Source organism: Streptomyces sp. B21-105 (assembly GCF_036898465.1).
Taxonomy (GTDB): Bacteria; Actinomycetota; Actinomycetes; order Streptomycetales; family Streptomycetaceae; genus Streptomyces.
The window spans coordinates 2,345,675-2,370,772 of sequence record NZ_JARUMJ010000001.1 but is presented as its reverse complement, the minus strand read 5'-3'; the positions used below and the strand labels follow the sequence as shown (position 1 = coordinate 2,370,772).

The window sequence follows — 25,098 nt, the reverse complement described above, 5'->3', positions numbered from 1 at the left end:
ATGACCCGGCTGTGCCGTCGCCCGAGCGGGGAGTGCCGACGGCCCCCGCGCGGGACTGACAGGATCGCGGCATGGCTGAGCATCGAGGCGAGCGAGCGGACGTCCGGCGGCGGGGGCGGCAGGCGTCCCCCGAGGAGGCGCGGGCCTGGGCCGAACTGGTGGCGGCCGCCCGCCGCACGGTCGCCGACGGGCTGGTCGTCGGCACCTCGGGCAACGTCTCGGTGCGCGTCGGCGACACCGTGCTCGTGACGCCGTCCGGCGTGCCCTACGACCGGCTCGCCCCGGACGACGTCACCGGCGTCGACCTCACCGGCCGGCAGGCCCTCGGCTCCCTGGCCCCCAGCAGCGAACTCCCCATGCATCTGGCCGTGTACCGGGCCACCGACGCCGGGGCGATCGTGCACACCCACGCCGTGCACGCCACCGCCGTCTCCACCCTCGTCGACGAGCTCCCCCTGATCCACTACATGGCGAGCGCGCTCGGCGGACCCGTCCGGGTCGCGCCCTACGCCGCCTACGGCACCGAGGAGCTGGCCGCGCACACCCTCCGGGCCCTCGAGGGACGGTCCGGCTGCCTCCTGCGCAACCACGGCACCCTGACCCACGGTGCGGGCCTCGACCAGGCGTACGACCGTACGGCCCAACTGGAGTGGATGTGCCGTCTGTGGCTGACCGCATCCTCGGTTCCCGGCCGCACGCCCGCACTCCTGACGGAGGACCAGGTCGCCCAGGTGGGGGAGCGCCTCCGGGGATACGGGCAACCGGGCTGACGGTCGTGGGGTTCGCGCGTGCGTCGCCTCGGGCGTCCCGCACCACTGGCCGGTCGGCGCGATGGCCAGGACACTGGGCTCGTGCGCACTGTCACAGCGACGGCCGCCGCCGTCACCGCAGCCCTGGCCGCCGGCGCCGTCGGTGTCGCCGCCGGCCGGTTGGCCAGCGACGCCGCGTTGAAGGCGCCACCCGGCCGGCCCCTGCCCACCGAACCCCGGCTCACCGTGCACAGCACTGCCGCCGGACAGGTCACCCTCACGCGCGACCTCGCGGCCCTGCGGCCCGGCGCCTACGGCCTCTGTGGCAACGGCTCCCACGCCGTCGTCGGCCCGGTCCTGCCCGACGCCCTGCACACCGCCGACACCGTGGTCCGCCGGCTGGAACGCGTCAGCCACGGCTCCCTGGCCGCCGGCGACCCGGTCCGGCTCACCCCGAACCTGTACGTCGGCGACCCCGGCACCGCCCTCGGCCTCGACCACGCCGACGTCGACGTGCCCGGCGAACTGGGCAACCTGCCCGCCTGGTTCGTCCCGGGAGCCCGTCGCACCTGGGTGATCGCCGTGCACGGTCTGGGGACCACCCGGGAGCACGCCCTCAACCTCATCGGCTTCCTGCACGGCGCCCGCCTCCCCGTGCTCACCCTCGCCTACCGCGGCGACCTCGGCGCGCCCCGTTCCCCGGACGGCCTGAGTCACCTCGGCGCGACCGAGTGGCGCGACCTGGACGCGGCGATGCGGTACGCCGTGCGATACGGCGCCGAGCGCGTCGTCCTGCTCGGCTGGTCCACGGGCGCCGCCATGGCCCTGCGTGCCGCCGCCGACTCCGGCCTGAGCGACCTGGTCTCGGGACTCGTGCTGGACTCCCCGGTCCTCGACTGGCGGACGACCGTGCGCGCACTCGCCGCCGCCCGGCACACGCCCGCCGCCCTGCTGCCGCTCGCCGTCCGTGCCGCCGAGGGCCGCATCGGCATGGCGGGCGGCTCGCCCGGAGCCGGCGGCAGGGGCGGCCTTGGCGGTGCGGACGGCAGTCAGGCGCGGCTGCGGGTCCCGACCCTGGTCTTCCACGGGCCCGGCGACACCGTCGCCCCCTGGGCCGTCAGCCGCCGGCTCGCCGACCGCCGCCCCGACCTGGTCAGCCTCCACACCGTCCCGCACGCCCCGCACGGCGCCATGTGGAACCCCGACCCCGCCGCCTACGAAGAGACCCTGCGCCGCTTCCTGACCCCCCTGATGTGACCCGCCCCCGGCCCTCGCGCCGGCCCGCGCCGGGGCCCGCGCCGCGTCCTCCCCAGGTCCGCCCACGTCGCACGCCGACCCGGTCCTGAGCGGTCCGACAGGAGCGGGACCGACCGTTCCGTTTAAGCGGGTACCACCGGCCTGACGATGTCTCCCCGGCCCACGCGGCACCCCGTGCGCCGGGAGGTCCCGTGCCCCGCGGTGCCATTCCGTTTGGGTTTTCGGACCGTCAACCGGAAGACTGCACTCGTGACGTCCCGTATCCCGCGCGACTCCAGGCTTCGACTCGTCCGCCCGCGACCCCTGGCCGCCGCCCCCTCAGCTGTGAACGAGCGGCGCCCGCGCCGCCCCGCACCCCGCCCGCCGCAGGGCACTCCGGCGCCCGCGGAGCTGGCCAGAATGGCGCGCTCCGGACTGGCCGCCGCGGCCCGCGTCGCGCGCTGGGCCGACAACGCCCTCGGCCCCGGCCGCGACGCCGCGACGGACGACGGCAAGGCCACCCTCTCCCAGACGACCGCCGAACGGGCCGCCGCGGATCTGGGCCTGACGATCGATCGGATCCGCGCCGACTGGGACACCGCCCGCCTCGCCGGTCTGGTGGAGGTGCACGGGGACAGCGCCCGCCCCGGCTGGCGGCTGCGCGCCTGGGACCGTGACGACAGCGCCGTCCTGCGCGGCTGGGTCGCCCTGTTCGACGCCTGGTCGCTCGCCTCCCCGGAACCCGAGGAGCAGGAGCCCGCCGCCGTCGCCGAGGTCGTCTCGGCGATGCCGCAGGTGCTCTCCTTCCTCCAGCTGTCCGCCGGGCCCGTCCCCGTGGAGCAGCTTCTGGACCTGCTGCGCCAGCGCGTCACCGAACTGCGCACCGAGCGCTGCGAAGTGCCGTACGGCACCGGGTCCGACCCCGCGGCCCCGCTCGCCCGGGTCCCCGTCGACGCGGACCCGGCGGAGCCCGCCCCGGACGCCGCGGACGCCGAGCTCGCCCCCCTCCTCGACTGGGCCCTGCACGCACTCGCCTCGGTGGGAGCGCTCACCTGCGGCGGCGGGCAGGCCACCCTGACTCCGCTGGGCAGCTGGGCGGTCTGGGTCAAGCTGGAGCAGATCTGCGTCGCCGCGCAGAGCCCCGCCGGCAACATCGAGCAGTCGGCCGAGGGCATGCTCCGCGGCTGCGCCCAGCTCCGGCCGAACGCGGCCCGCGCCGAGTACCGCGCCTGGCTCGCCGCCCGGACCGTCGGCAGTGCCGTCAACGAACTGCTGCTCGCCGCCCGCGGCGACGACGCCCTGCTGCGCGGACTCGCCTTCGAGGCGCTGCGCGTGGTCGGCGCCCCCGCCGAGCCGGACGTCCGAGCGGTCGCCGAGGAGCCGACCCTGCGGCCGTACGCCCTGCTGTGGCTCGCCGAGCACGACGGCGTCGACCCGGAGGACGCCCACGAGGTGCTCACCCGGGAGGAGGCCACCTGGCTGTGGGTCGACACCGCCGCCGCCGTCGCCGACCACGGCGAAGCGCCCATGCTGGTACGCCACCTGGAGTCCGCGCTGCAGCCGACCGTGCCCGCCCTGCTGACCGAGGTGCGGGCCGTCGGGCACCCGCGCACCGTGCAGGTGCTGGTGGCGCTGGCCGCCGCGCACCCGGATCCGGCGTTGGCCAAGGCGGTCCGCCGGGCCGCCTTCCAGGTGCACACCGGCGGCAACTGACCGCCGGTCGACCGACCGCGGGCCGGCCGGCCGCGGGCCGGCCGGCCGGCCGCCGGCGCTCAGCCCTGGGTCTCGGGCGCGTACGTGCCGAAGCTCCAGATGTTGCCCTCGAGGTCACGGGCCATGTAGTCACGCGAGCCGTAGTCCTGGTCGGTCGGGGGCATGAGGATCTCCGCGCCGTGCTCCGCGGCCCGCCGGTGGTGTGCGTCCACGTCGTCCACCACGACGTACACGCCGGCCGGGCCCGCCCCCTTCATCGCCGTGTCGAAGACACCGCCGTGGCCCTTCGAGCCGAGCATCACCGCGCCGTTGCCCTGCACCAGCTCGGCGTGCAGGACCGAGCCGTCCTCCCCCTCGTACACGGACAGTTCGGTGAAGCCCAGGGCCTCCGTGAGCTGCCGGATCGCGGCCTTCGCGTCGGCGTACAACACCGACGGGAAGACGCTCGGGCGTCCGCCGTTCGTGCCTGCCATGCCGATCACTCCCTTGTGACCCGTGTGTGACCCGTACCGGATGCGTGCCGTGCCGCCCAGTCTGGCACCCACCACCGACAACGCCCCCGTGACGACGCCCCGCCACGACGCGCGCGACATGCCCCGCGACGACGCCCGCGCGCGTGCCTCGACAGAGATCGAACACCTGAACGCAGAAAAAGTGCTTGCACGGTCCCGTTAGAATGGCCTCATGGCCATTCTCCTCGCGCATTAGACGGCGGGAACGTCCTCAGCCGCCCATCCCGCCAACGACCCCGCACTGGAGTCTGTCCGTGATCTCCGCCTCCGGCATCGAGCTGCGCGCCGGCGCCCGCATCCTCATCGAGAACGCCTCCTTCCGTGTGGCCAAGGGCGACCGCATCGGTCTGGTCGGGCGCAACGGCGCCGGCAAGACGACGCTGACCAAGGTCCTGGCCGGCGAGGGCATCCCGGCGGGCGGCACCGTCACCCGCTCCGGAGAGGTCGGCTACCTCCCGCAGGACCCCCGCACCGGAGACCTTGACGTCCTCGCCCGCGACCGCATCCTCTCCGCGCGCGGTCTCGACGTCCTGATCCGCAAGATGCGCGAGAACGAGCAGCGGATCGCCAGCGGCTCGGGCGCCACCCGCGACAAGGCGATGCGCCAGTACGAGCGCCAGGAGACGGAGTTCCTCACCAAGGGCGGATACGCCGCCGAGGCCGAGGCCGCCACCATCGCCGCCGCGCTCAACCTGCCCGACCGGGTGCTCGGCCAGCCCCTGCACACGCTCTCCGGCGGTCAGCGCCGACGCGTGGAGCTGGCCCGCATCCTCTTCTCGGACGCCGACACGCTGCTGCTCGACGAGCCGACCAACCACCTCGACGCCGACTCGATCGTCTGGCTGCGCGACTACCTCAAGACCTACCGCGGCGGCTTCATCGTCATCAGCCACGACGTCGACCTGGTCGAGACGGTCGTCAACAAGGTGTTCTACCTGGACGCCAACCGCTCCCAGATCGACGTCTACAACATGGGCTGGCGGCTCTACCAGCAGCAGCGCGAGTCCGACGAGAAGCGTCGCAAGCGGGAGCGGCAGAACGCCGAGAAGAAGGCCGCCGCGCTGCACTCGCAGGCCGACAAGATGCGCGCCAAGGCCACCAAGACGGTCGCCGCGCAGAACATGGCACGCCGTGCCGACAAGTTGCTCTCCGGCCTGGAGGCCGTCCGCGTCTCCGACAAGGTCGCCAAGCTCCGCTTCCCCGAGCCCGCCCCTTGCGGCAAGACGCCGCTGATGGCCGAGGGCCTGTCGAAGTCCTACGGCTCGCTGGAGATCTTCACCGACGTCGACCTGGCCATCGACAAGGGCTCGCGCGTCGTCATCCTCGGCCTGAACGGCGCCGGCAAGACCACCCTGCTGCGGCTGCTGGGCGGCGCCGAGCAGCCCGACACGGGTGAGGTCGTCGCCGGTCACGGTCTCAAGCTCGGCTACTACGCGCAGGAGCACGAGACGCTCGACCCGGAGCGCACGGTCCTGGAGAACATGCGGTCCGCCGCTCCCGACCTGGATCTGGTCGAGGTCCGCAAGACGCTCGGCTCGTTCCTGTTCTCCGGCGACGACGTCGACAAGCCCGCCGGCGTCCTCTCCGGCGGCGAGAAGACCCGGCTGGCCCTCGCCACCCTGGTGGTCTCCTCCGCCAACGTGCTGCTGCTCGACGAGCCCACCAACAACCTCGACCCGGCCAGCCGCGAGGAGATCCTCGGCGCGCTGCGCACCTACAAGGGCGCGGTCGTCCTCGTCACCCACGACGAGGGCGCGGTGGAGGCGCTGCAGCCCGAGCGGATCATCCTGCTGCCCGACGGCGTCGAGGACCTGTGGGGCGCCGACTACGCGGACCTGGTCGCCCTGGCCTGACCGACGGCCGACGGTGAGCAGACCGGGCCGACGGGGTGCCCCCGCCCGGTGGATCATCCGTCTGGATCATTCGGCCTACCGGTGATCCATCATCTGTGTGAGATCTCCTCGTATCGAGGTGTGTCCTACATCCATTTCACGGCCGATCCCTCCGTCGACGAGGGGTCGGCCGTCGCGCGTCTCTGACCTGCCCTTTCGCGGAGCAACCCGTTCGGCCGCACGAACGTCATCGGCTGGAATAACAGATTCCGTTTGTGGGTGCGCGCTCCCGTCGTCAAAAGCCTCTCGCACGGACCTTGCCGAATGGGTGGCCATCGGGCCGCTGAGGGGTGATCATGAGGAGACCAGAGCGCACTTCCCATGAGGAGGCACGGGTGGCCGAGACTCTGAAGAAGGGCAGCCGGGTAACCGGCGCCGCGCGCGACAAGCTCGCGGCAGACCTGAAGAAGAAGTACGACTCCGGTGCGAGCATCCGGGCGCTGGCCGAGGAGACCGGCCGCTCGTATGGCTTCGTGCACCGGATGCTCAGCGAGTCGGGCGTCACGCTCCGTGGGCGTGGCGGGGCGACTCGAGGCAAGAAGGCCGCCTCGTCCTGACCGGGGGCGGCCCATCGGCTCCGACGGTGACCATCCGGTCGGCATCCTCCCGAGCCCTGTGAGGGGCCCGGGGGGACCTGAGACCGGCCGGGTGGTTACTGTGCAGTCACTTAGCTGACCGCTAGCTGACCGCACCCACCGGAGGCGCCCCATGGCCACGCCCGACCAGGAACTCGTTCCCCTGCTCGACAAGGACGGCGTACGGCTCACCGTCGACGACACGCTCGCCACGGTGACGCTGGCCAACCCGGCCAAGCGCAACGCGCAGAGCCCCGCCATGTGGCGGGCGCTCGCGGAGGCCGGGCGACTGGTGCCGGGCTCCGTCCGCGTGGTCGTGCTGCGCGGCGAGGGCAAGTCCTTCTCCGCGGGGCTCGACCGGCAGATGTTCACCCCCGAGGGGATCGAGGGCGAGCCGTCCTTCATCGATCTCGCACGCGGTGACGACGCCGAACTCGACGCCGCCATCGCCGGCTTCCAGGAGGGCTTCACCTGGTGGCGGCGCAACGACGTCGTGTCCATCGCCGCCGTCCAGGGCCACGCCATTGGAGCGGGCTTCCAGCTGGCCCTCGCCTGTGACCTGCGCGTCGTCGCCGACGATGTGCAGTTCGCCATGCGTGAGACCAGCCTCGGCCTTGTGCCCGACCTGACGGGCACGCACCCCCTTGTCTCCCTCGTCGGCTACGGCCGCGCGGTCGAGATCTGCCTGACCGGCCGCTTCGTGCACGCCGAGGAGGCGGTGAGCACCGGCCTCGCCAACATCGCCGTTCCCGTGCAGGACCTCGACGCCACGGTCGGTGAACTGGCCACGGCGATTCTCGCCGCGCCCCGCGAGGCCGTCATCGAGACCAAGGCGCTGCTGCGCGGCGCGGGCGGCCGCACGTACGACGACCAGCGAGCCGCCGAACGCGCCGCCCAGGCCCGCCGTCTGCGCGACATGGCCGGCCTGGGGGAGTGACCCCGGCTGACGCCTGACGCCTGACGCCTGACGCCTGACGCCTGACGCCTGACGCCTGACGCCTGACGTCTGGGGCCTGAGGCCTGAGGCCGCCGTCCGGCGTTCCCCGTGACCCGTGCGCCCGCGCCCGTCCGGCCGGCGCTGCGGGGCGGGGGCGCCGGCCGAACGTTGCCGTTCACGGTCGATCAGTCGACCGCCGTCACCAGCACGGTGACCGTCGGACGGTCCGGCAGGGCCGCCGACACGGCGGTGCGGACCGCGAGCACCACGTCCAGCGTGCGGTGGGTCGCCGCCGCCGTGATCTCCAGCTGGGCGTGGCGGTGCGGCAGCGCCGCCGTCGTGTCCTGGCGCTCCTCGAGACGGACCGCCCGTCCGAGAACGCCGCTCGTGCCGGTCACCCCCGGCACCGCCAGGGCCGCCGCGGCCGCGAGGGCCTCGTCGCCCGTCGCCACGGCCCCGCCCGGCACCGCAGGCGCCGGGCCACCCGCCCGGGCCGGCCGGCCGGGCTCGGCCCCCGCCCCCGCCCTCCACCGCGCGCCCGCGTCCGTGCGCTGCTCCGCCCCGAGCCGTGCGCCCGCGTCCGCGCCGGTCCCCAGGCCCGGCCCGGCGTCCGCCTCCATGGCCGGCCCGGCATGCGCATCCGTACCCGACGCGGCGTCCGCCGCCATGTCCGGCCCAGGGTGCGGCTCTGCGCCGAGCAGTTCCGTCACTCGCAGGTCGATCTCCGACACCACCAGCCCGAGCCGCTGCGCGGCAGCCGTCGCCAGGGTGCTCCGCAACCGTGCCGTCGTCGTCGGCAGCGGCTCGGAGGCCGACGCCGCGCACTCCGCGCTCACCCGCAGCGGCCCCGGCGGCAGCGCACTCGGCGGAGCCGGCACGGCGGGCTCGAACGGCCCGTCCGGATCGGCGAGCCCCAGCCGCAGCACTCCCAGCCGCACACCCGCGACATCCCGCACCGCCCGTCGCAGCACCGCCTCCGCGGCCGCCTCGGTGAGCCACGCGCCGTCCCGCGGGCCGCCGAGGGGAAGCAGTCTGCCGAGGCCCAGCCGGTGCCGTACCGCGCCCGTCCATCCGTCCGCCGTCATTGCTCCAGCCTGCCGCATCCCCGGGGCGAGGTCGGGCAACCGCGCTTACCGTGGTCAGAAGGGATGACGAAACGCTACGAATCGGACGTAAGGACGTACGGCGATGAGCGAGTCAACGGAGCAGATCCGTACGCATACCCCAGACGGCGAGGGCGAGCCGCTGCAGACCCGCAAGGCGGCAAGGCGCGGCGGCGGGGCCCCGGCGACCCGAGGGCGGACCACCATCGCCGACGGGGTGGTGGAGAAGATCGCCGGCCTCGCGGCCCGGGACGTCCTCGGCGTGCACGCCATGGGCAGCGGCATCAGCCGTACCTTCGGCGCCGTGCGCGACCGGGTGCCCGGCGGCTCGAAGTCGGTCTCCCGGGGCGTCAAGGCCGAGGTCGGCGAGGTGCAGACGGCCCTCGACCTCGAGATCGTCGTCGACTACGGCGTGGCCATCGCCGATGTCGCCCAGGCCGTGCGGGAGAACGTGATCGCGGCGGTGGAGCGAATGACGGGCCTGGAGGTCGTCGAGGTCAACATCGCGGTGAGCGACGTCAAACTGCCCGACGAGGAGGACGAGGAGCCGGAGCCCCGGATCCAGTGAAACGCGGATCCAGTGAGACGCGGATGACGCGAACGGCGCGGACGACGAAGACGACACGAAGATGAGACGCAGACGGCCGGGTGACCGGACCGCCGAGGGGAGCGCACCTTGAGCATGGCCGTGGTCGGCATGATCGCCGGTATGGCGCTGGGCTTCGCCGGATACTTCGGCGGATTCGGGGCCTTTCTGCTGGTGGCGGCGCTGGGCGCCGTCGGGTTCGTCGTCGGCAGGCTCCTGGAGGGGGACCTGGAGCTCGGCGACTTCTTCCGCACCCGCGACGACCGGCGCCGGTGAGCCCGGTGAGCGGGGGAGGCGACGCCGACGGCGCGTTCGGCGTACGCCGGGCCGCCGGCGTCCCCCAGGGCGTACGCGGCGCGACCCGCGTCGCCGACCGGGTCGTGGCGAAGATCGCCGCGCAGGCCGCGCGCGAGGCGGTGGGTTCGCTGCCGCAGGGCGTCGGCCGCCCGCACGCCACCGTCGTCGTACGCCCGCACGCGCACCCGGCCTCGGGCGGGGAAGGCCCCGTCGACGCCGCGCACATCCACGTGCAGCTCGAACTCGGCTACCCGGCCGACCTAGGCGCCCGCTGTCGCGCCGTGCGTCGGCATGTCACCGAGCGGGTGGGCGCGTTGGCGGGAATGACGGTTCCGGAGGTCGCCGTCCAGGTCGAACGGCTCCACCTGGCGCCGGACCCCGGCGCGGCACACGGGAGGACGCGATGAGTGAGCCCGGAGACTTGCAGAACGGCACGGCGACCATTCTGGACAAGTCCCCGGACGAGGCCCCGCCCGGCCGGTCCGACGGCGGCCGCGCCGACCACCGGTTCTGGTCGGCGCGCCGCGTCCCCGCCGGCGTCGTCGCGGTCCTGCTGGCGGCGGTCGCGGGCGTGTTCCTCTACGACGTGATCGCCGTCCGCGCCCACCGGCCCGCCATGGCCTGGCGGCGCGGACTCGCCCGGCGGCTCGCCGAGCGACCCCTCGACGACACATGGGTGCTCGTCGGCGCCGGGATCGCGGCCGCTCTCGGCCTGTGGCTGGTCGTCCTGGCCGTCACGCCGGGCGTTCGGCAGATGCTGCCGATGCGCCGGCCCCGCCCCGACGTACGAGCCGGCCTCCACCGCGCCGCCGCCGCCCTGGTGCTGCGCGACCGGGCCATGGAGGTCGCGGGCGTGCGGTCGGCGCGGGCGCGCGCCGGCCGCCGCAAGGCCGACGTGTTCGTCGTCTCCCACTTCCGGGATCTGGACGACGTCCGCGCCGACCTGGACTCCGTCCTCGGCGACGCGGTCCGCGGCCTGGGACTGGTCCGGCCGCTCACGCTCTCCGTCCATGTGCGCCGCGCCACCGGAAAGAAGGGCTGAGGGCGATGTCCGGGACCGTCAACCGTGTGCTCGTCGGCCTCGTCGGACTGGTGCTGCTCGCCGTCGGCGGCGCGGTGCTGGCCGTGGGGCTCGGCTCGCCCCCGCCGTCCTGGTGGCTGCACGACGGCCCGCACGACACGCTCCTCAGCGTCGCCGATCGCACCCGCTGGCGCGGCGAGGCGTGGTGGTGGCCGACGGTGATCGCCGTCCTGGCCCTCCTCGTCCTGCTCGCGCTGTGGTGGCTGAGCGCGGTCCTGCGCCGCCGCCGGCTCGCCGAGGTCCTCGTCGACACCGGGGACGGCGCGGGAGCGCTGCTGCGGGGCCATGCCCTGGAAGGGGTGCTGTCGGGCGAGGCGGCCCGGCTGGACGGCGTCGCCCGGGCGCACGTCCGGCTGACCGGGCGGAGCGAGGCCCCCGAGGCACGGGCGCGTCTGCTGCTGGAGCCGCACGCGGAGCCGGTGACGGTCCTGGGCGACCTCAGCGACCACGCGCTGGCCCACGCGCGGGACTCGGCGGCACTGCGGGCGCTGCCGGCCGAGGTCCGCCTGACGACGGCCCACCACAAGTCGGAGAGGGTCAGCTGACCGCACTGCCCGCCCAACGGACGACCAGCCCGAAGCCCCTCCGCGCCGCTGTCCCCGTCGGTCCCCGCGCGGCGTCCCGGCGTCGGCCCTCGCGTGGCGTTCCGCCCTCGGCCCCCGCGCCTCGTCCCGGCGTCGATCCCGCGCCGCGTCCTGCCGTCGGATCCTGTGCCGCGTCCCGCCCTCGGCCCCCCGCGCCGCGTCCTGCCGTCGATCCCGTGCCGCGTCCTGCCGTCGGGTTCCCGTGCCGCGTCCCGCCCTCGGCCCCCCGCGCGTCCCGGCGTCGATCCCGCGCCGGGCCCGGCTCGACCTCCCGCTCCTCGTCCCGCCCCTTGGCCCCGTGCCGGGTACTGTCGTCTGCCGCGTTCTGTCGTCGGTTCCCGCGCCGCGTCCCGGCGTCGGCCTCCGCGCCGGGTCCTGCCGGCGGCCCCGTGGCGCGTTCCGCTGTCAGAAACCGTGGCGCATGCCGCCGTCGACGGGCAGCATGAGGCCGGTCAGGTAAGAGGCGGCCGGCGACAGCAGGAACGCGGCCGTCCGCCCGAACTCCTCCGGAAGGCCGTAGCGCCGCAGCGGGATCCGGGACTCGTTCGCTGCCCGGGTCGCCTCGGGGTCGGCCGACAGGCCGTCCAGCTCCCGCACCCGGTCGGTGTCGATGCGCGCCGGCAGCAGGCCCACCACCCGGATGCCGCGCGGCCCCAGCTCGTCGGCGAGCGACTTGGCGAACCCGGCCAGCCCGGGCCGCAGGCCGTTGGAGATGGTCAGCCCGGGGATCGGCTCGTGCACCGAGCCCGACAGCACGAACCCGATGACCCCGCCCGCCTCCAGCTCGGCGGCCGCCGCCCGGGCCAGCCGGACCGCCCCGAGGAACACCGACTCGAAGGCGCTCTGCCACTGCTCGTCCGTGTTGTCGGCGACGAACCCGGGCGGCGGGCCGCCCACGCTCACCAGCACCCCGTCGAATCCGCCGAAGGCGTCCCGCGCCGCTCCGATCAGCCGGGCAGCAGCGCCGGGGTCGGCGTTGTCCACGGCGACCCCGACGGCGTTCGGCCCCAGCTCGGCCGCGGCGTCCGCGACGCGCTTCTCGTCCCGACCGGTGAGGACGACCTTCGCGCCGTCCGCGACGAGCTCGCGCGCGGCGGCCTTGCCGAGTCCGCGCGTGCTCCCGGTGACGACGTACACCCGGTCCTTCAGTCCAAGATCCATGGCGTCTATCCTGCCTCCTCGCCTTCGAACAGGGCGAGGGCGGTGTTCACCAGGCCGATGTGACTGAACGCCTGCGGGAAGTTGCCGAGGTGTCGGCCGGCCACCGGGTCGTACTCCTCCGCCAGCAGCCCCACGTCGTTGGCCAGGCCCACCAGCCGTTCGAACAGCTCCCGGGCCTCCTCCGTGCGGCCGATCATGTGCAGGGCGTCGGCGAGCCAGAACGAGCAGGCCAGGAAAGCGCCCTCGTCGCCCGGCAGCCCGTCGACGGCCCTGCCCTCGGTGCTGTAGCGGCGCAGCAGGCCGTCGTGCCCGAGCTCCGCACGGACCGCGTCGACGGTGCCGACGACGCGCGGGTCGTCCGGCGGCAGGAAGCCGACGCGTGGGATGAGCAGCAGGGCGGCGTCCAGGTCGGCCGAGCCGTAGGACTGGGTGAACGTGTTGCGGCGCGGGTCGTAGCCCTTCTCGCACACCTCGCGGTGCACCTCGTCGCGCAGGGCCCGCCAGCCGGTCAGGTCGCCGCTGAGCTTCGGGTACGCCTCCAGCGCGCGGACGGCCCGGTCGGCGGCGACCCACACCATGACCTTGGAGTGCACGAACTGCCGCCGGCCGCCGCGCACCTCCCACAGCCCCTCGTCCGGCTGCCGCCAGTTGTCGCCGAGCCAGTTCATCAGCGCGCACTGCAGGGACCACGTGTGCGGCCGCGGCGACATGCCCGAGGTCCGGGCCAGCGACAGGGAGTCCATCACCTCGCCGTAGACGTCCAGCTGGAGCTGCTGCACGGCGCCGTTGCCGACGCGCACGGGCGTGCAGCCCTCGTAGCCGGAGAGCCAGGGCAGCTCGCACTCGGGCAGCCGCCGCTCGCCGGACAGCCCGTACATGATCTGCAGGTCCGCCGGGTCGCCCGCGACGGCGCGCAGCAGCCAGTTGCGCCACGCCTCGGCCTCCTCCTCGTACCCGGCGGCGAGGAGGGCGCCGAGGGTGAGGGTGGAGTCGCGCAGCCAGCAGAAGCGGTAGTCCCAGTTGCGGACGCCGCCCAGCGCCTCGGGCAGGGAGGTGGTGAGCGCGGCCACGATGCCGCCGGTCGGCTGGAAGGTGAGGGCCTCGAGGGTGATCAGGGAGCGGACGACGGCGTCCCGGTGGGGGCCGGTGTATCGGCAGCGGGCGGCCCATCGCCGCCAGTCGTCCACGCTGGCGGCGAGCGCCTCGTACGGGTCGACGAGCGGCGGGCGGGACTCGTGCGAGGGGTGCCAGGTCAGTACGAAGGCGACCGACTCGCCCTCGGCGAGGGTGAACTCGGAGTGCGTGGTGAAGTCCTCGCCCCAGGTGTGCACGCCCGGTTCGCTGCGGAACCAGACCGCGTCGGGTCCCGCGACCGCCACGTGATGCCCGTCGGCGCGGCGCATCCACGGCACGACCCAGCCGTAGTCGAAGCGCAGCCGCAGCGTGCTGCGGACGGTGACCCGGCCGCGCAGCCCTTCGACGACGCGCACCACGTCGGGGGCCTGATCGCGCTGCGGCATCAGGTCGGTGACCCGGACCGCGCCGTCGTCGGTCTCCCACTCGGTGTCCAGGACGAGCGTGTCGGGCCGGTAGCGGCGCCGGGTGCAGGCGCCCGTCACGCCCCGCGGGGCGATGCGCCAGTGGCCGTTCTCCTCGCCGCCGAGGAGGCGGGCGAAGCAGGCTCCGGAGTCGAAGCGGGGCAGGCAGAGCCAGTCGACGGAACCGTCCATGCCGACCAGGGCGGCGGTCTGTTCGTCGCCGATGAGGGCGTAGTCCTCGATGCGGGGGTGCACGCCTTGCGGTTTCCCGGCGAACCGGGGAGGCAATCAGGGGTGCGGCCGGGGGAGTGACGTCGGGTGCGCGGGGGCGGCCGTCGACGAGAAGACGACGCCCCGGTCCGACGGCGCCCGGTGCGGCGCCCACAGTCCGATCAGCGTGGCCACGGCGAAGACGACCTTGCCTGCACCTGCACCTGCACCTGCACCTGGACGTGGTGGGCGGCGGCCGACGAGGCCGCCGTGCCCGCCCCCCGACCGGGAGTCGCCGGCCGACGCCGCCCAGAGGTTCGGAGCCGCGCGGCGGACGGGACGGGGTGGGGAGGGGCGGGGAGGGACGGCGGGACGGGATGGGGGATCGCCGGGGCCGCGGGGGCGTTACACCGTCGCCGGCTCGGCCGGCTCCGTCTCCCGGGCGGCCGCCGCGGCCCGCTCGCGGGCCTCGCGGCGGACCAGGATCAGCCAGCCGACGGGGACGCCCGCGGCGAACAGCCACCACTGGATGGTGTACGCGAAGTTCAGCGCCGCGTCCTCGCTGCCGGGCCGGCCCAGCAGCTCGGGGCTGTCGCCCTTGGGCGCGGGCGTCGTGAGCGCGATGTAGCCGCCGAGCACCCGCGCGCCGAGCCGCCGGGACTCCTGCTCGCTGTTGATCAGCATGACCTGCCGGTCCGGCAGTCCCTTGAGGTCCTTGATGCCGCTCGCCGCGGTCGTCTCGTCCGGCATCAGCCGCCCGGTGACCGTGACCCTGCCGGCGGGCGGCGCGGGGATCTCGGGGAAGACGGTCTGGCTCGGGCCGTCCGCGGGGATCCAGCCCCGGTTGACCAGCAGCACCTTGCCGTCCGTGAGGACGAGCGGGGTGAGGACGTGGAAGCCGACCGTGTCGTCGGAGTTCACCCGCCGCCGGACGACGACCTCGTGCCCGGTGTCGAAGACGCCGGTGGCGCTCACGTTGTGGTACCGCTCGCCGCGGGTGACGGTGTGGCCGACGGAGGTCAGCTTCTCGACGGGCACCGCGTCGGCGGACAGCGCGTCGGAGACGAGCTGGTTGCGCGCGGTGCGCTCCTCGTAGCGGTGCATCTGCCAGAAGCCCAGCCTGATCATCGTGGGGATGAGGAGGAGGGAGACCAGCGTGAGGATCACCCACTGCCGGGACAACAGGAAGCGGTACACCCCACGACCGTACAACTCGGTCGTGGGGCGCATGCGGCCGGGTGCCGCGGGACGTCCTCGGCGGGGCCGGCTACGACCTGCCGCCCGGGGCGGGCTCACACCTTGTCGACGATCCCCACCCGGCCCTCCGCGCGGGCGCAGTGCGCGCCGCAGTACCAGTGACCCTCCACCTCGACGCCCTGGCCGATGATCTGCACCCGGCAGTGCTCGCAGATGGGGGCCATGCGATGGATCGCACAGGAGAAGCAGTCGAAGACGTGGATCGCGCCCTGCGCGTGCACCTCGAAGGTCATTCCGTAGTCATTGCCGCAAACTTCGCATCTCGCCATGCGCCACAGGGTGAGCCGTCGTCCCCGCGCGGGCGAGCGGGCGGCGGGCGAGTCGCGCGGCAATCACCCGTACGCACCGGTCGCCGCGGGCGGGTTCGCGCGGGTCACTCGTCGGCGGGCTCCACATCCCGCAGGAGCTGCCCGAACGCGGCCTCGTCCACCACGGGCGTGCCGAACTGCCGGGCCTTGACCACCTTCGACGTGCCCGAGTCGGGGTCGTTGGTGACCAGCAGGCTGGTCAGCCGGGACAGGCTCGTGGCGACATGCAGTCCCGCCTCGGCGGCACGGTCCTCCAGGAGCTCGCGCTCGACCGAGGTGTCTCCCGAGAACGCGACCCGCATGCCCTGTTTGAGCCTTTTGCCGTCCTCGTACCGCCCGGGGTTCGGGTGCGGGCACGCCGGCCTCTTGCGGGACGGCCGCCAACTGCTGGGCCGGTAGGTGCCGTAGCCGCCGGGACCGCCCGCCTGCCGGCCGATCAGGGCCGCCGGACGGTCGGCCCACTCCGTCAGCGGGCGGCACTCGAGCAGCGGCAGCCGGACGCCGCCCGCCGCCGCGGCCCGCAGGCTCGGCCGGAACGCCTCCGCCAGCACACGTGCGTCGTCCAGCGCGTGGTGCGCCCGCTGCTGCACGACGCCGAAGTGGGCCGCGAGCGACTCCAGCTTGTGGTTGGGCAGCGGCAGCCCCAACTCCTTGGACAGCGCGATGGTGCACAGCCGCTGCCGCACCGGCGCCTCGCGCTCCGCGCGCGCGTACTCCCGCGCGATCATCTGCCAGTCGAAGACCGCGTTGTGCGCGACGAGCACCCGGCCGTCGAGCCGGGCGGCGAACTCCTCCGCCACCTCGTGGAAGAGGGGCGCACCCTCCAGGACGTCGCTCGTCAGACCGTGTATCCACACCGGGCCCGGGTCGCGCTGCGGGTTGACCAACGTGTACCAGTGGTCCTGGACCTCACCGCGCGCGTCCAGCCGGTAGACGGCCGCGGAGATGATCCGGTCGTCCCGCGCCAGGCCGGTGGTCTCCACGTCAACGACCGCGTATCCCCGGGGATACGCGGTCGGCCACTCCGTGGGTGACGACGCTGCCGTCGTGTGGTCTTCGAGCATGGTCACTGAGGATACGGGCCCCCACCGACACCCCGCCGCCCCCGCCCCGCGGCACGGGCGCGGGAAGTCGTCCGGGCCGCACGGCAGTTCGCGGTGCGCACGCACGCGTGCGCACGGCGACCGGCCGACGACGGCGCAACTCCGGCGCAACTCCGGCCGCGCACGGAGCCGTTCCGCTTCCCGGCTCCCTGGTCCGCCTCCCGTCCGTCCGTCGTCCGTCATCCGCCTGCCCGTCCGCCCGTCATCCGCCTGTTCGTCCGCTCGTCCGGCCTCCCGTCCGCACTCCCGGCGTGCCTCCCGCGCCCCGTCAGCTCGCGCGTGGGCAGGCGTCGCAACGCGGCCTGCGCCCTTGGAGGTGTCATCCTCCGTCCTGTGACAGAACCCACCCACGCCGAGGCCCACGACGGCTCGCTCGGATCCCGGCTCAACTGGCTGCGCGCCGCGGTCCTCGGCGCCAACGACGGCATCGTCTCCACCGCGGGTCTCGTCGTCGGCGTGGCCGGCGCGACGGACCACCGCTCGGCGCTGCTGACGGCCGGCCTCGCCGGGCTGCTGGCCGGGTCGATGTCCATGGCGGCGGGCGAATACGTCTCCGTGTCGACGCAGCGGGACTCCGAGAAGGCCGCGCTCGCGCTGGAGCGGCGGGAGCTGCGCGAGCAGCCCGAGGCCGAACTGGAGGAGCTGACGGAACTTCTGGAGGAGCGGGGCCTGTCCCGGGACGTGGCCAGGGAGGCGGCCGTCCAGCTCACGGAACGGGACGCCCTGCGGGCGCACGCGCGCGTGGAGCTCGGCATCGACCCCGACGACCTCACCGATCCCTGGCATGCGGCCTGGGCGAGCTTCCTCGCCTTCACGGCGGGCGCCCTGCTGCCGCTCCTGGCCGTCGTGCTGCCCCCGGCCGACTGGCGTCTCCCCGTGACCGTCGTGTCCGTCCTTGCCGCCCTGACCGCCACGGGCTGGTCCGGCGCCCGGCTCGGCGCCGCGGCCCCGGGGCCGGCGGTGCTGCGCAACGTGACCGGCGGAGCCCTGGCGATGGGCGTGACGTACGTGGCCGGTTCCCTTCTGGGGGCGACGGGGCCGTGAAGGCGGCGTGAAGTCGCGCGGGTCCGCCGCCGCGGGTTGGCGGGGGTCGCCAACAAGCAAGCGCATACCCCTGGAAATACTTGTCGGTAACACCGTCTAGCCGCAGCCCACCAGCGGTTCTACGGTGCCTGCATGCCGAACCTGCCCGATGTCGTGCTGTGGTCGATACCCGCCTTCGTGCTGCTCACCGTGATCGAGATCATCAGCGTCCGCGTCCATCCCGACGAGGACGCGGCCGGGTACGAGACGAAGGATGCCGTGACCAGCGTCGGCATGGGGCTCGGGAGCCTCGCCTTCGACTTCCTCTGGAAGATCCCGATCGTCGCGATCCACACCGCGATCTACGAACTCACGCCGCTGCGCGTGCCCGTCCTGTGGTGGACGCTCCCGCTGATGCTGCTGGCGCAGGACTTCTTCTACTACTGGTCCCACCGCGGCCACCACGTCATCCGGGTCCTGTGGGCCTGCCACGTGGTCCACCACTCCAGCGAGAAGTTCAACCTCACCACCGCCCTGCGCCAGCCCTGGACGACGCTGACCGTCTGGCCCTTCTACGTTCCGCTCGTCGCCGCCGGCGTTCACCCCGCCGCGCTCGCCTTCTGCTCCTCGGCCAATCTCGTCTATCAGTTCTGGATCCACACCGAGCGGATCGACCGGATGCCCCGGTGGTTCGAGTTCGTGTTCAACACGCCGTCCCACCACCGCGTCCACCACGCCTCCCAGGGCGGCTACCTGGACCGTAACTTCGGCGGCATCCTCATCCTCTGGGACCGACTCTTCGGTTCGTTCGTGCCCGAGACCGAACGACCCGTGTACGGGTTGACCAAGAACATCAACACGTTCAACCCGATCAAGGTGGCCACCCACGAGTACGTGGCGATCGCCAAGGACGTCAAGGCGGCGACGGGCTGGCGCGAACGGGCGGGACGGGTCTTCGGCGGCCCGGGCTGGCAGCCGGCGGGCCCCTCCGGGCCGACCTCGTCCGAGCCGACCCCGACCGACCGGACCCCGCCCGACCCGACGCAGCCTGTTCCGACGGTGCCGGCGCCGCCGGCCGCCCCGGTCGGGGAGAGCACGGCCGCGTGATCCCTTCCCGCGTCCCGTCGGCCCTGCTCGGCCTGTTCGCGCTCGCCGCCGCCGTCGACCTGCTCGGCCTCGCCGCCGGCTTCGATCCCGGACACGCCGTCGCCAAGCCGCTCCTGATGCCCCTCCTCGCCGCCTGGGCGGCCCTGCGCGGCGCGCCCCGGCTTCTCGTGGCCGCCCTGCTGTGCGGCTGGGGCGGCGACACGCTGCTGCTGTTCGACGCCGACGCCGCCTTCCTCGCCGGCATGGCGTCCTTCGCCGCCGGGCACCTCTGCTACCTCGTGCTGTTCCTCCGCATCGGCCGGTCCCGCGCGGGCGCCCTGCTCCTCGCTCCCTGCTACGTCGTCGCGCTGATCACCACGGTCGTCCTGCTCCGGCCCGATCTGCCCGCGGACCTGCGGCTTCCCGTCGCCGTATACAGCACCCTGCTCACGGCCACGGCCTACACCGCCACCGCCCGGCTCGGCCCCGTCGCCGGTGCCGGGGGCGCGCTCTTCCTGCTCTCCGACACGCTCATCGCCACCGGCGTGGCGGACTGGCCGCAGCCGCCGCGCCCCGACCTGTGGATCATGCTCACCTACCTCGCCGCGCAGTTCCTGCTGGTCCGCGGCTGCCTGGGAGAGCGACGCCCGGCGCAGGAACAGGTCGCCGGCCGGCAGGTGGTCGCAAGCACCGAATGACGGGCCCTGCCGTTCATCGCCAGCGGACCGGATCGGCTCCCCAGCGGCCCGGCGGGCGCGCCCAGTCGGTCGGCCCGTCGTCGAAGCGCACCGGCGGGAGGGCGTACCGCAGTCGCCCGAGAGGGCTGTCGGTGCGCGCGAGCCAGGGCGTCAGGTCGAGACGGTCGTCCCCGGTCCGCCGCACGTCCGGTTCTCCTTCCGCGCCGGTCCGGGCGTCTGCGGTGGCGTCCCCGGTCCGGGCGCCCTCCGTCAGCCATGCCGCCGTCCGGGCCAGCGCCAGCCGGACGAGGCGGGTGCCGCCGTCGGCCGACTGCTCGGTCAGCGCACGGAGCACGCCTGCTGCCAGCAGGTAGCCCGTCCCGTGGTCCAGGGCCTGCGCGGGCAGCGCTCCGGGCTGCCCGGCCGTGCCCTCGGCGGCCGCGATGCCGGTGGCCGCCTGCACCAGGCTGTCGAAGCCCCGTCGGCCGCCCCAGGGCCCGTACGCCCCCCACGCCGACACCTGTGCGACGACCACTCCGGGCCGGCGTTCGGCCAGCGCCTCGGGGGAGAGCCCGAACCGGTCCAGCGCGCCCGGCCGGTAGCCGGTGACGACGACGTCCGCCGTCGCGAGCAGCTCATCGAGGGCCCGTCGGTCGGCGGCCAGGTCCAGCAGGGCCGAGCGCTTGCCGAAGCCCGTGTCGGCGTGCTGGTCCGGCAGCTCGGGCAGGCCGGGCGCGTCCACGCGCAGGACGTCCGCGCCCAGCAGGGCCAGGGTGCGGGTGGCGACCGGCCCGGCTAGCACCCGGGTCAGATCCAGGACGCGCACTCCGGCGGCCGGCAGCAGGGGGCCGCCGTCCATCGGTGCGAACGCACGCACGCGTGCCCCGTCCAGCCTGGCCCGCTCGACCAGGGGCCGGGAGGCGATCGCGGCGGCCTGCTCGTGCGCCGCCCACTGCTGCGGCGTGCGCAGCGCGACGGCGAGGCCGCCGGCCGCGTACACCGCCTCCTCCACGTCCAGCGCGCGGCGTGCGGCGAGGACGGCCTCGACGGCTGCGGGCCGGGAGTCCGCGCTGTCGGCGTCCGCGGGCAGGCCGAGCGCGCGCAGCAGGCGCTCGCGGTGGTGCGGGTAGTTGGCGTGGGTGCGCACCCAGCCGTCGGAGGCCCGCCAGAACCGGGACAGCGGGGCGAAGACCACCGGTGCCCGTCCGTCGACCAGAGTCTGCCGTTCACTGACGAACGCGGCGGCCACCGCGCCGTCGTCCACCCGCACCCCCGGCGTCTCCCGCAGGCCGGCCCGCCGTGCCCCCAGCTCGGCCGCGGCCAGGGCGCACGCGCCCACACAGGCGCGCGCCAGCTGCCGGACCGGAAGACGCGACGGCAGAGTGCCTTCCCGGACGACCGTCGACACGCGCGTGAGAAGAGCGGGATCGCCGCCCAGTTCCGACCATGCGAACTTGATGTCAGTCATGACTGCATCATGCATTATTGATTCAATCAACATATGCGGCCACGCCTCGCCCGCCACGTCCACCCGTCCGCCGAGCCCGCGTCGCCGCACAGGAGAGGGCCGGGCGGATGACCGCCCGGCCCTCGAACTCGCCTCGTGTGCCACGGTGATGGCGGCGGAGCGACTACTTCACGGCGCGCAGCGCGTTCACGACGCCGTGGCCGAAGAAGGCGTTGTACCGCTTTCCGCCCACGCACGTCGCGTCCACGACGCCGTTGCCGTCACCGTCGTACGGCTCGGTCGGGCACGCCGTGCTGTCGGCCTGGAGCTTGAGCAGCGCCTGCAACTGGGCGGGGCTCGCGTACGGGTGGGTCGACTTCAGCAGCGCGGCCACGCCGGCCACGTGCGGTGACGCCATCGAGGTGCCCTGCAGATAGCCGTACGTGTTGTTCGGCAGCGTCGACAGGATGCGCCCGTTGGCCGACGGCGTGTCCGGGATCTGGTACTTGTCGCCCCCCGGGGCCGCCACGTCGATCGCGCCCAGACCGTAGGTCGAGTAGTACGACTTGGTGCCCTTGACGCCGGTGGCGCTCACGGTGACGACACCCGGCAGCTGGGTCGGGACGTCGAAGCACTCGTGCGGGTCGATCGTGCGCGTCGCCGGCGTGCCGTCGTCGGGGCTGGACTCGTCCACGATGGCGTCGGAGTCGAGGTCGTGGTTGGAGTTGCCCGCCGAGGCCACATTGAGCGTGCCCCTCTTCTGGGCGTACAGCTGGGCCCTGTTGACCGCGTCGACGATGGCCTTCTGGTCCGGGTCGTCCATGCAGTTGTACAGCCACGGGTCGACGTAGTAGCTGTTGTTCGTGACCTCGACGCCGTGGTCGGCGGCGAACACGAACGCGCAGACGACGTTCTCCGGGTAGAAGAGGCCGTCCTTGGGGTCGCTCACCTTGATGCTCGCGACCTTGACGCCCGGTGCGACGCCGGCGACCCCGACACCGTTGCGGGCGGCCGCGATCTCACCGGCGACATGGGTGCCGTGGTAGTCCTCCGCGGTGTACGGACGCCAGGCGCCCGCGCCGGTGTCCGCGACGCCGCCGACGCAGTTCGCCGACTGGGATGCGGAGAAGTTCGCGGTGAGGTCCGGGTGGGTGTCGTCGACGCCGGTGTCGATCACCGCGACCGTCACCCTCTTGCTGCCCGGGTTGATCTTGGCGGCCTTGTCGGCGCCTATCGCGCGCAGGTCCCACTGGTCCGCCTCGAGCGGCTCGCTCTGACCGGCCGTGCCGGACGCCTTCGCGACCTTCGCGGCCTCCGCCTTCGACAGGACCTGCACCGCGCCCTCGTCGGTGGTCCCGGCGGCGCTCAGCGGGGTCGTGCGGGTGGCGCCGGCCGACTGCACACCCCGCACCGCGCGTATCCGCGGACCGAAGTCGGGGTTCGCCGAGTGGACGACGAGCACGCCGATCTTCTCGTAGGACGCGACGACGGTGCCGCCGACCGAGGCGATCGCCTTCTTCACCGACCCGATCGTGCGCTGGTCCGCCCTCGTGTTGACGACGTACGCCAGGCTCGGCGCGTCGGTCGCCCGGGTGGCGGACGTCGTGCCGGACGTCGTGGCGGGAGCCGCGGCCGCCGTCGGCAGGAAGCCGAGGGAGGCGGTCAGCGACAGCACGACGGGCACCGCGAGTGCGAGGCGGCGTCTGGAAGGCAGATGAGCCATGGGGTCTCCACATCATCCGGAAAAAGGGGACCTGCCGAGCACGATCCTGCTCGGCAGGTACATGACGGGTGGTGCTGAGCCGAAGCTATCCAACTGACTCACCGGCCAGCAACGACCTGGGGCGACGACTTCCGAACAAGGCCACCGCCCCTGCCCGCACGGACACGACACAACCCCGGTCGACAAGTACCCGATCGAGTTGAACCGCCCCTAGCGCGCCGCCGTGCCCTTGGTCAGGGAGCCCGTGCACGATCGAGCCCCGTCCGACCAGCCGTCCGCAATGCGAGGAGACTCCGTGGCCACCGAGACACCGCCCCCCTCGAAGACCCCCAGCCGGCTCCCCACCAGCGAGGAGTTCGTCGCGGTGCAGGAGAGCGCGGAGTTCGGTGAACTGCGCGGCGCCTACCGCGGCTTCGCCTTCCCGCTGACCTTCGCCTTCATCGCCTGGTACCTGCTGTACGTCCTGCTCTCCAACTACGCGGGCGACTTCATGGGCACCAAGGTCTTCGGCAACTTCAACGTGGCCATGACCCTCGGCCTCGCCCAGTTCCTCACCACGTTCCTCATCGCCTGGTGGTACGCGCGGACCGCCGCCGCCAAGTTCGACCCCAAGGCCGACGCGATCAAGTCCCGGATGGAGAGCGGAGAATGAGCCCCGCACAGCAGACCCTGCTCGCCGCGGGCGAGGCCAGTGAGCACCGCACACTGATCATCGTCCTGTTCTCGGTGTTCGTCGCCGCGACCCTCGTCATCACCGTCTGGGCCGGCCGCCAGACCAAGGACGCCGCCGACTTCTACGCCGGCGGCCGCCAGTTCACCGGATTCCAGAACGGCCTCGCCGTGTCCGGCGACTACATGTCCGCCGCGTCGTTCCTGGGCATCGCGGGCGCCATCGCCCTCTTCGGCTACGACGGCTTCCTGTACTCCATCGGCTTCCTGGTGGCCTGGCTGGTCGCACTCCTCCTGGTGGCGGAGCCGCTGCGCAACTCCGGCCGCTACACCATGGGCGACGTTCTTGCGTACCGCATGCGCCAGCGTCCCGTCCGCACCGCCGCCGGCACCTCCACCATCGTGGTGTCGATCTTCTACCTGCTCGCCCAGATGGCGGGCGCGGGCGTCCTGGTCTCGCTCCTGCTGGGCATCACCAGCGACGCCGGCAAGATCGGCATCGTCGCCCTGGTGGGCGTGCTGATGATCGTCTACGTCACCATCGGCGGTATGAAGGGCACCACCTGGGTGCAGATGGTCAAGGCCGTCCTGCTCATCGCCGGCGCCCTGCTGCTCACCTTCCTGGTGCTGCTCAAGTTCGACTTCAACGTCTCCGACCTGCTGGGCTCGGCCGCCGACAACAGCGGCAAGGGCGCGGCCTTCCTGGAGCCGGGCCTCAAGTACGGCGCCAGCGGCACCACCAAGCTGGACTTCATCTCGCTCGGCATCGCCCTCGTCCTGGGCACCGCCGGCCTGCCGCACATCCTGATCCGCTTCTACACGGTGCCCACCGCCAAGGCCGCCCGTAAGTCGGTCCTGTGGGCCATCGGCCTCATCGGCGCCTTCTACCTGATGACCCTCGCCCTCGGCTTCGGCGCGGCCGCTCTCATCAAGCCGGACGAGATCATCGCCTCCAACAAGGCCGGCAACACGGCCGCCCCGCTCCTCGCGCTGCATCTGGGCGGTGTCGACTCCAACTGGGGCGCCATCCTGCTGGCCACCATCTCGGCCGTCGCCTTCGCCACGATCCTCGCGGTCGTCGCCGGCCTCACCCTGGCGTCGTCGTCGTCCTTCGCCCACGACATCTACGCCAACGTCATCAAGAAGGGGCAGGCCTCCGAGAAGCAGGAGCTCAACGCGGCCCGCTACGCCACCGTCGGCATCGGCGCGGTCTCCATCCTGCTCGGCGCCCTCGCCCGCGACCTGAACGTCGCCGGCCTGGTCGCCCTCGCCTTCGCGGTCGCCGCCTCCGCCAACCTCCCGACGATCCTCTACAGCCTCTTCTGGAAGCGGTTCACCACGTCCGGAGCCCTGTGGTCGATCTACGGCGGTCTGGTCACCGCGGTCGGCCTGGTGCTGTTCTCGCCGGTCGTCTCGGGCAAGCCCAGCTCCATGTTCCCCGACGTCGACTTCCACTGGTTCCCCCTGGAGAACCCCGGCCTCATCTCCATCCCGGTCGGCTTCCTGCTGGGCATCGTCGGCACCCTCCTGTCGAAGGAGAAGGCCGACGAGGCCAAGTACGCCGAGCTGGAGGTCCGCTCGCTGACCGGCACCGGGGCCCACTGAGCGGCCGTCCGCCCCGCACCGCCCGC

General features: G+C 73.6%; 25 protein-coding genes. 16 read left to right on the top strand and 9 right to left on the bottom strand.

The genetic code is table 11. The annotated features are described in order from the left end of the window. Nucleotides 1–71 precede the first annotated feature (71 nt). The 3 genes from QA802_RS10695 to QA802_RS10685 all read left to right on the top strand — a co-directional run bounded on the left by QA802_RS10695 (nt 72) and on the right by QA802_RS10685 (nt 3,698). On the top strand, nt 72–770 hold the full coding sequence (locus QA802_RS10695; RefSeq protein WP_334520486.1) for a class II aldolase/adducin family protein: 699 nt from the start codon (nt 72–74) through the stop codon (nt 768–770). Between the two features lie 81 nt (nt 771–851). Then, the gene (locus tag QA802_RS10690; RefSeq protein WP_334520483.1) at nt 852–2,006 is read left to right on the top strand and encodes an alpha/beta hydrolase; all 1,155 of its coding nucleotides are present in this window, start codon (nt 852–854) and stop codon (nt 2,004–2,006) included. A gap of 249 nt (nt 2,007–2,255) precedes the next feature. After that, on the top strand, nt 2,256–3,698 hold the full coding sequence (locus QA802_RS10685) for a hypothetical protein (protein ID WP_334520481.1): 1,443 nt from the start codon (nt 2,256–2,258) through the stop codon (nt 3,696–3,698). A 59-nt stretch (nt 3,699–3,757) separates the two neighbouring features. Here QA802_RS10685 and QA802_RS10680 read toward each other — a convergent pair whose 3' ends face one another. Beyond that, nucleotides 3,758–4,171: a VOC family protein gene (locus QA802_RS10680; RefSeq protein WP_334520478.1), complete on the bottom strand. Its 414-nt coding sequence runs from the start codon at nt 4,169–4,171 to the stop codon at nt 3,758–3,760. Between the two features lie 293 nt (nt 4,172–4,464). On the opposite strand from QA802_RS10680, the gene abc-f reads away from it, so the two are divergent. The 3 genes from abc-f to QA802_RS10665 all read left to right on the top strand — a co-directional run bounded on the left by abc-f (nt 4,465) and on the right by QA802_RS10665 (nt 7,614). Beyond that, a complete protein-coding gene (gene abc-f, locus QA802_RS10675; RefSeq protein WP_334520475.1) occupies nt 4,465–6,063 on the top strand; it encodes a ribosomal protection-like ABC-F family protein in 1,599 nt (532 codons plus the stop codon). Nucleotides 6,064–6,437: 374 nt separating this feature from the next. Beyond that, complete coding sequence (locus QA802_RS10670) at nt 6,438–6,659, top strand: helix-turn-helix domain-containing protein (RefSeq protein WP_004002281.1); 222 nt, start codon at nt 6,438–6,440, stop codon at nt 6,657–6,659. A gap of 151 nt (nt 6,660–6,810) precedes the next feature. Continuing rightward, nucleotides 6,811–7,614, top strand: a complete 804-nt coding sequence (locus tag QA802_RS10665; protein WP_334520472.1) for an enoyl-CoA hydratase/isomerase family protein — start codon at nt 6,811–6,813, stop codon at nt 7,612–7,614. 185 nt (nt 7,615–7,799) lie between these two features. On the opposite strand, the gene QA802_RS10660 is transcribed toward QA802_RS10665, so the two are convergent. Then, nucleotides 7,800–8,699 carry a nucleopolyhedrovirus P10 family protein gene (locus QA802_RS10660; RefSeq protein WP_334520469.1) on the bottom strand — a complete coding sequence of 300 codons (900 nt, stop codon included), beginning with the start codon at nt 8,697–8,699 and terminating at the stop codon, nt 7,800–7,802. Nucleotides 8,700–8,802: 103 nt separating this feature from the next. Between QA802_RS10660 and QA802_RS10655 the strand changes: the two genes are divergently transcribed. The 5 genes from QA802_RS10655 to amaP all read left to right on the top strand — a co-directional run bounded on the left by QA802_RS10655 (nt 8,803) and on the right by amaP (nt 11,226). Beyond that, nucleotides 8,803–9,285, top strand: a complete 483-nt coding sequence (locus tag QA802_RS10655; protein WP_334520466.1) for an Asp23/Gls24 family envelope stress response protein — start codon at nt 8,803–8,805, stop codon at nt 9,283–9,285. 108 nt (nt 9,286–9,393) lie between these two features. After that, nucleotides 9,394–9,579: a hypothetical protein gene (locus QA802_RS10650; protein WP_334520463.1), complete on the top strand. Its 186-nt coding sequence runs from the start codon at nt 9,394–9,396 to the stop codon at nt 9,577–9,579. Next, nucleotides 9,576–10,007 carry an Asp23/Gls24 family envelope stress response protein gene (locus QA802_RS10645; RefSeq protein WP_443042087.1) on the top strand — a complete coding sequence of 144 codons (432 nt, stop codon included), beginning with the start codon at nt 9,576–9,578 and terminating at the stop codon, nt 10,005–10,007. The genes QA802_RS10650 and QA802_RS10645 overlap by 4 nt, the downstream gene beginning before the upstream one ends. Further along, on the top strand, nt 10,004–10,642 hold the full coding sequence (locus QA802_RS10640; RefSeq protein WP_334520457.1) for a DUF6286 domain-containing protein: 639 nt from the start codon (nt 10,004–10,006) through the stop codon (nt 10,640–10,642). Before QA802_RS10645 ends, QA802_RS10640 begins: the two co-directional genes overlap by 4 nt. A gap of 5 nt (nt 10,643–10,647) precedes the next feature. Next, complete coding sequence (gene amaP / locus QA802_RS10635; protein WP_334520454.1) at nt 10,648–11,226, top strand: alkaline shock response membrane anchor protein AmaP; 579 nt, start codon at nt 10,648–10,650, stop codon at nt 11,224–11,226. A 444-nt stretch (nt 11,227–11,670) separates the two neighbouring features. On the opposite strand, the gene QA802_RS10630 is transcribed toward amaP, so the two are convergent. The 5 genes from QA802_RS10630 to QA802_RS10610 form a co-directional block, all read right to left on the bottom strand. Next, complete coding sequence (locus tag QA802_RS10630) at nt 11,671–12,426, bottom strand: SDR family oxidoreductase (RefSeq protein WP_334520451.1); 756 nt, start codon at nt 12,424–12,426, stop codon at nt 11,671–11,673. Between the two features lie 5 nt (nt 12,427–12,431). Then, nucleotides 12,432–14,219: a glycoside hydrolase family 15 protein gene (locus QA802_RS10625; protein ID WP_334520449.1), complete on the bottom strand. Its 1,788-nt coding sequence runs from the start codon at nt 14,217–14,219 to the stop codon at nt 12,432–12,434. A gap of 360 nt (nt 14,220–14,579) precedes the next feature. Further along, nucleotides 14,580–15,371, bottom strand: a complete 792-nt coding sequence (locus tag QA802_RS10620; RefSeq protein WP_334520446.1) for an SURF1 family cytochrome oxidase biogenesis protein — start codon at nt 15,369–15,371, stop codon at nt 14,580–14,582. Between the two features lie 95 nt (nt 15,372–15,466). Next, complete coding sequence (locus QA802_RS10615) at nt 15,467–15,700, bottom strand: metallothionein (protein ID WP_319170027.1); 234 nt, start codon at nt 15,698–15,700, stop codon at nt 15,467–15,469. 104 nt (nt 15,701–15,804) lie between these two features. Continuing rightward, on the bottom strand, nt 15,805–16,803 hold the full coding sequence (locus QA802_RS10610; protein ID WP_334520443.1) for a DEDDh family exonuclease: 999 nt from the start codon (nt 16,801–16,803) through the stop codon (nt 15,805–15,807). A 372-nt stretch (nt 16,804–17,175) separates the two neighbouring features. Between QA802_RS10610 and QA802_RS10605 the strand changes: the two genes are divergently transcribed. The 3 genes from QA802_RS10605 to QA802_RS10595 all read left to right on the top strand — a co-directional run bounded on the left by QA802_RS10605 (nt 17,176) and on the right by QA802_RS10595 (nt 19,649). Next, nucleotides 17,176–17,886, top strand: a complete 711-nt coding sequence (locus QA802_RS10605; protein ID WP_334520440.1) for a VIT1/CCC1 transporter family protein — start codon at nt 17,176–17,178, stop codon at nt 17,884–17,886. 132 nt (nt 17,887–18,018) lie between these two features. Beyond that, nucleotides 18,019–18,972 carry a sterol desaturase family protein gene (locus tag QA802_RS10600; protein WP_334520437.1) on the top strand — a complete coding sequence of 318 codons (954 nt, stop codon included), beginning with the start codon at nt 18,019–18,021 and terminating at the stop codon, nt 18,970–18,972. Beyond that, nucleotides 18,969–19,649, top strand: a complete 681-nt coding sequence (locus QA802_RS10595) for a lysoplasmalogenase (RefSeq protein ID WP_334520434.1) — start codon at nt 18,969–18,971, stop codon at nt 19,647–19,649. The genes QA802_RS10600 and QA802_RS10595 overlap by 4 nt, the downstream gene beginning before the upstream one ends. A gap of 13 nt (nt 19,650–19,662) precedes the next feature. Here the strand turns inward: QA802_RS10595 and QA802_RS10590 are convergent, their stop codons facing one another. Further along, entirely contained in the window at nt 19,663–21,096 is a 1,434-nt protein-coding gene (locus QA802_RS10590) for a CoA transferase (RefSeq protein WP_334520432.1), read from the bottom strand. Nucleotides 21,097–21,259: 163 nt separating this feature from the next. Further along, on the bottom strand, nt 21,260–22,798 hold the full coding sequence (locus tag QA802_RS10585; RefSeq protein ID WP_334520430.1) for a S8 family serine peptidase: 1,539 nt from the start codon (nt 22,796–22,798) through the stop codon (nt 21,260–21,262). A 295-nt stretch (nt 22,799–23,093) separates the two neighbouring features. Between QA802_RS10585 and QA802_RS10580 the strand changes: the two genes are divergently transcribed. Next, complete coding sequence (locus QA802_RS10580) at nt 23,094–23,450, top strand: DUF485 domain-containing protein (RefSeq protein WP_334520427.1); 357 nt, start codon at nt 23,094–23,096, stop codon at nt 23,448–23,450. After that, nucleotides 23,447–25,072, top strand: a complete 1,626-nt coding sequence (locus tag QA802_RS10575; RefSeq protein ID WP_319170035.1) for a monocarboxylic acid transporter — start codon at nt 23,447–23,449, stop codon at nt 25,070–25,072. Before QA802_RS10580 ends, QA802_RS10575 begins: the two co-directional genes overlap by 4 nt. Nucleotides 25,073–25,098 lie beyond the last annotated feature (26 nt).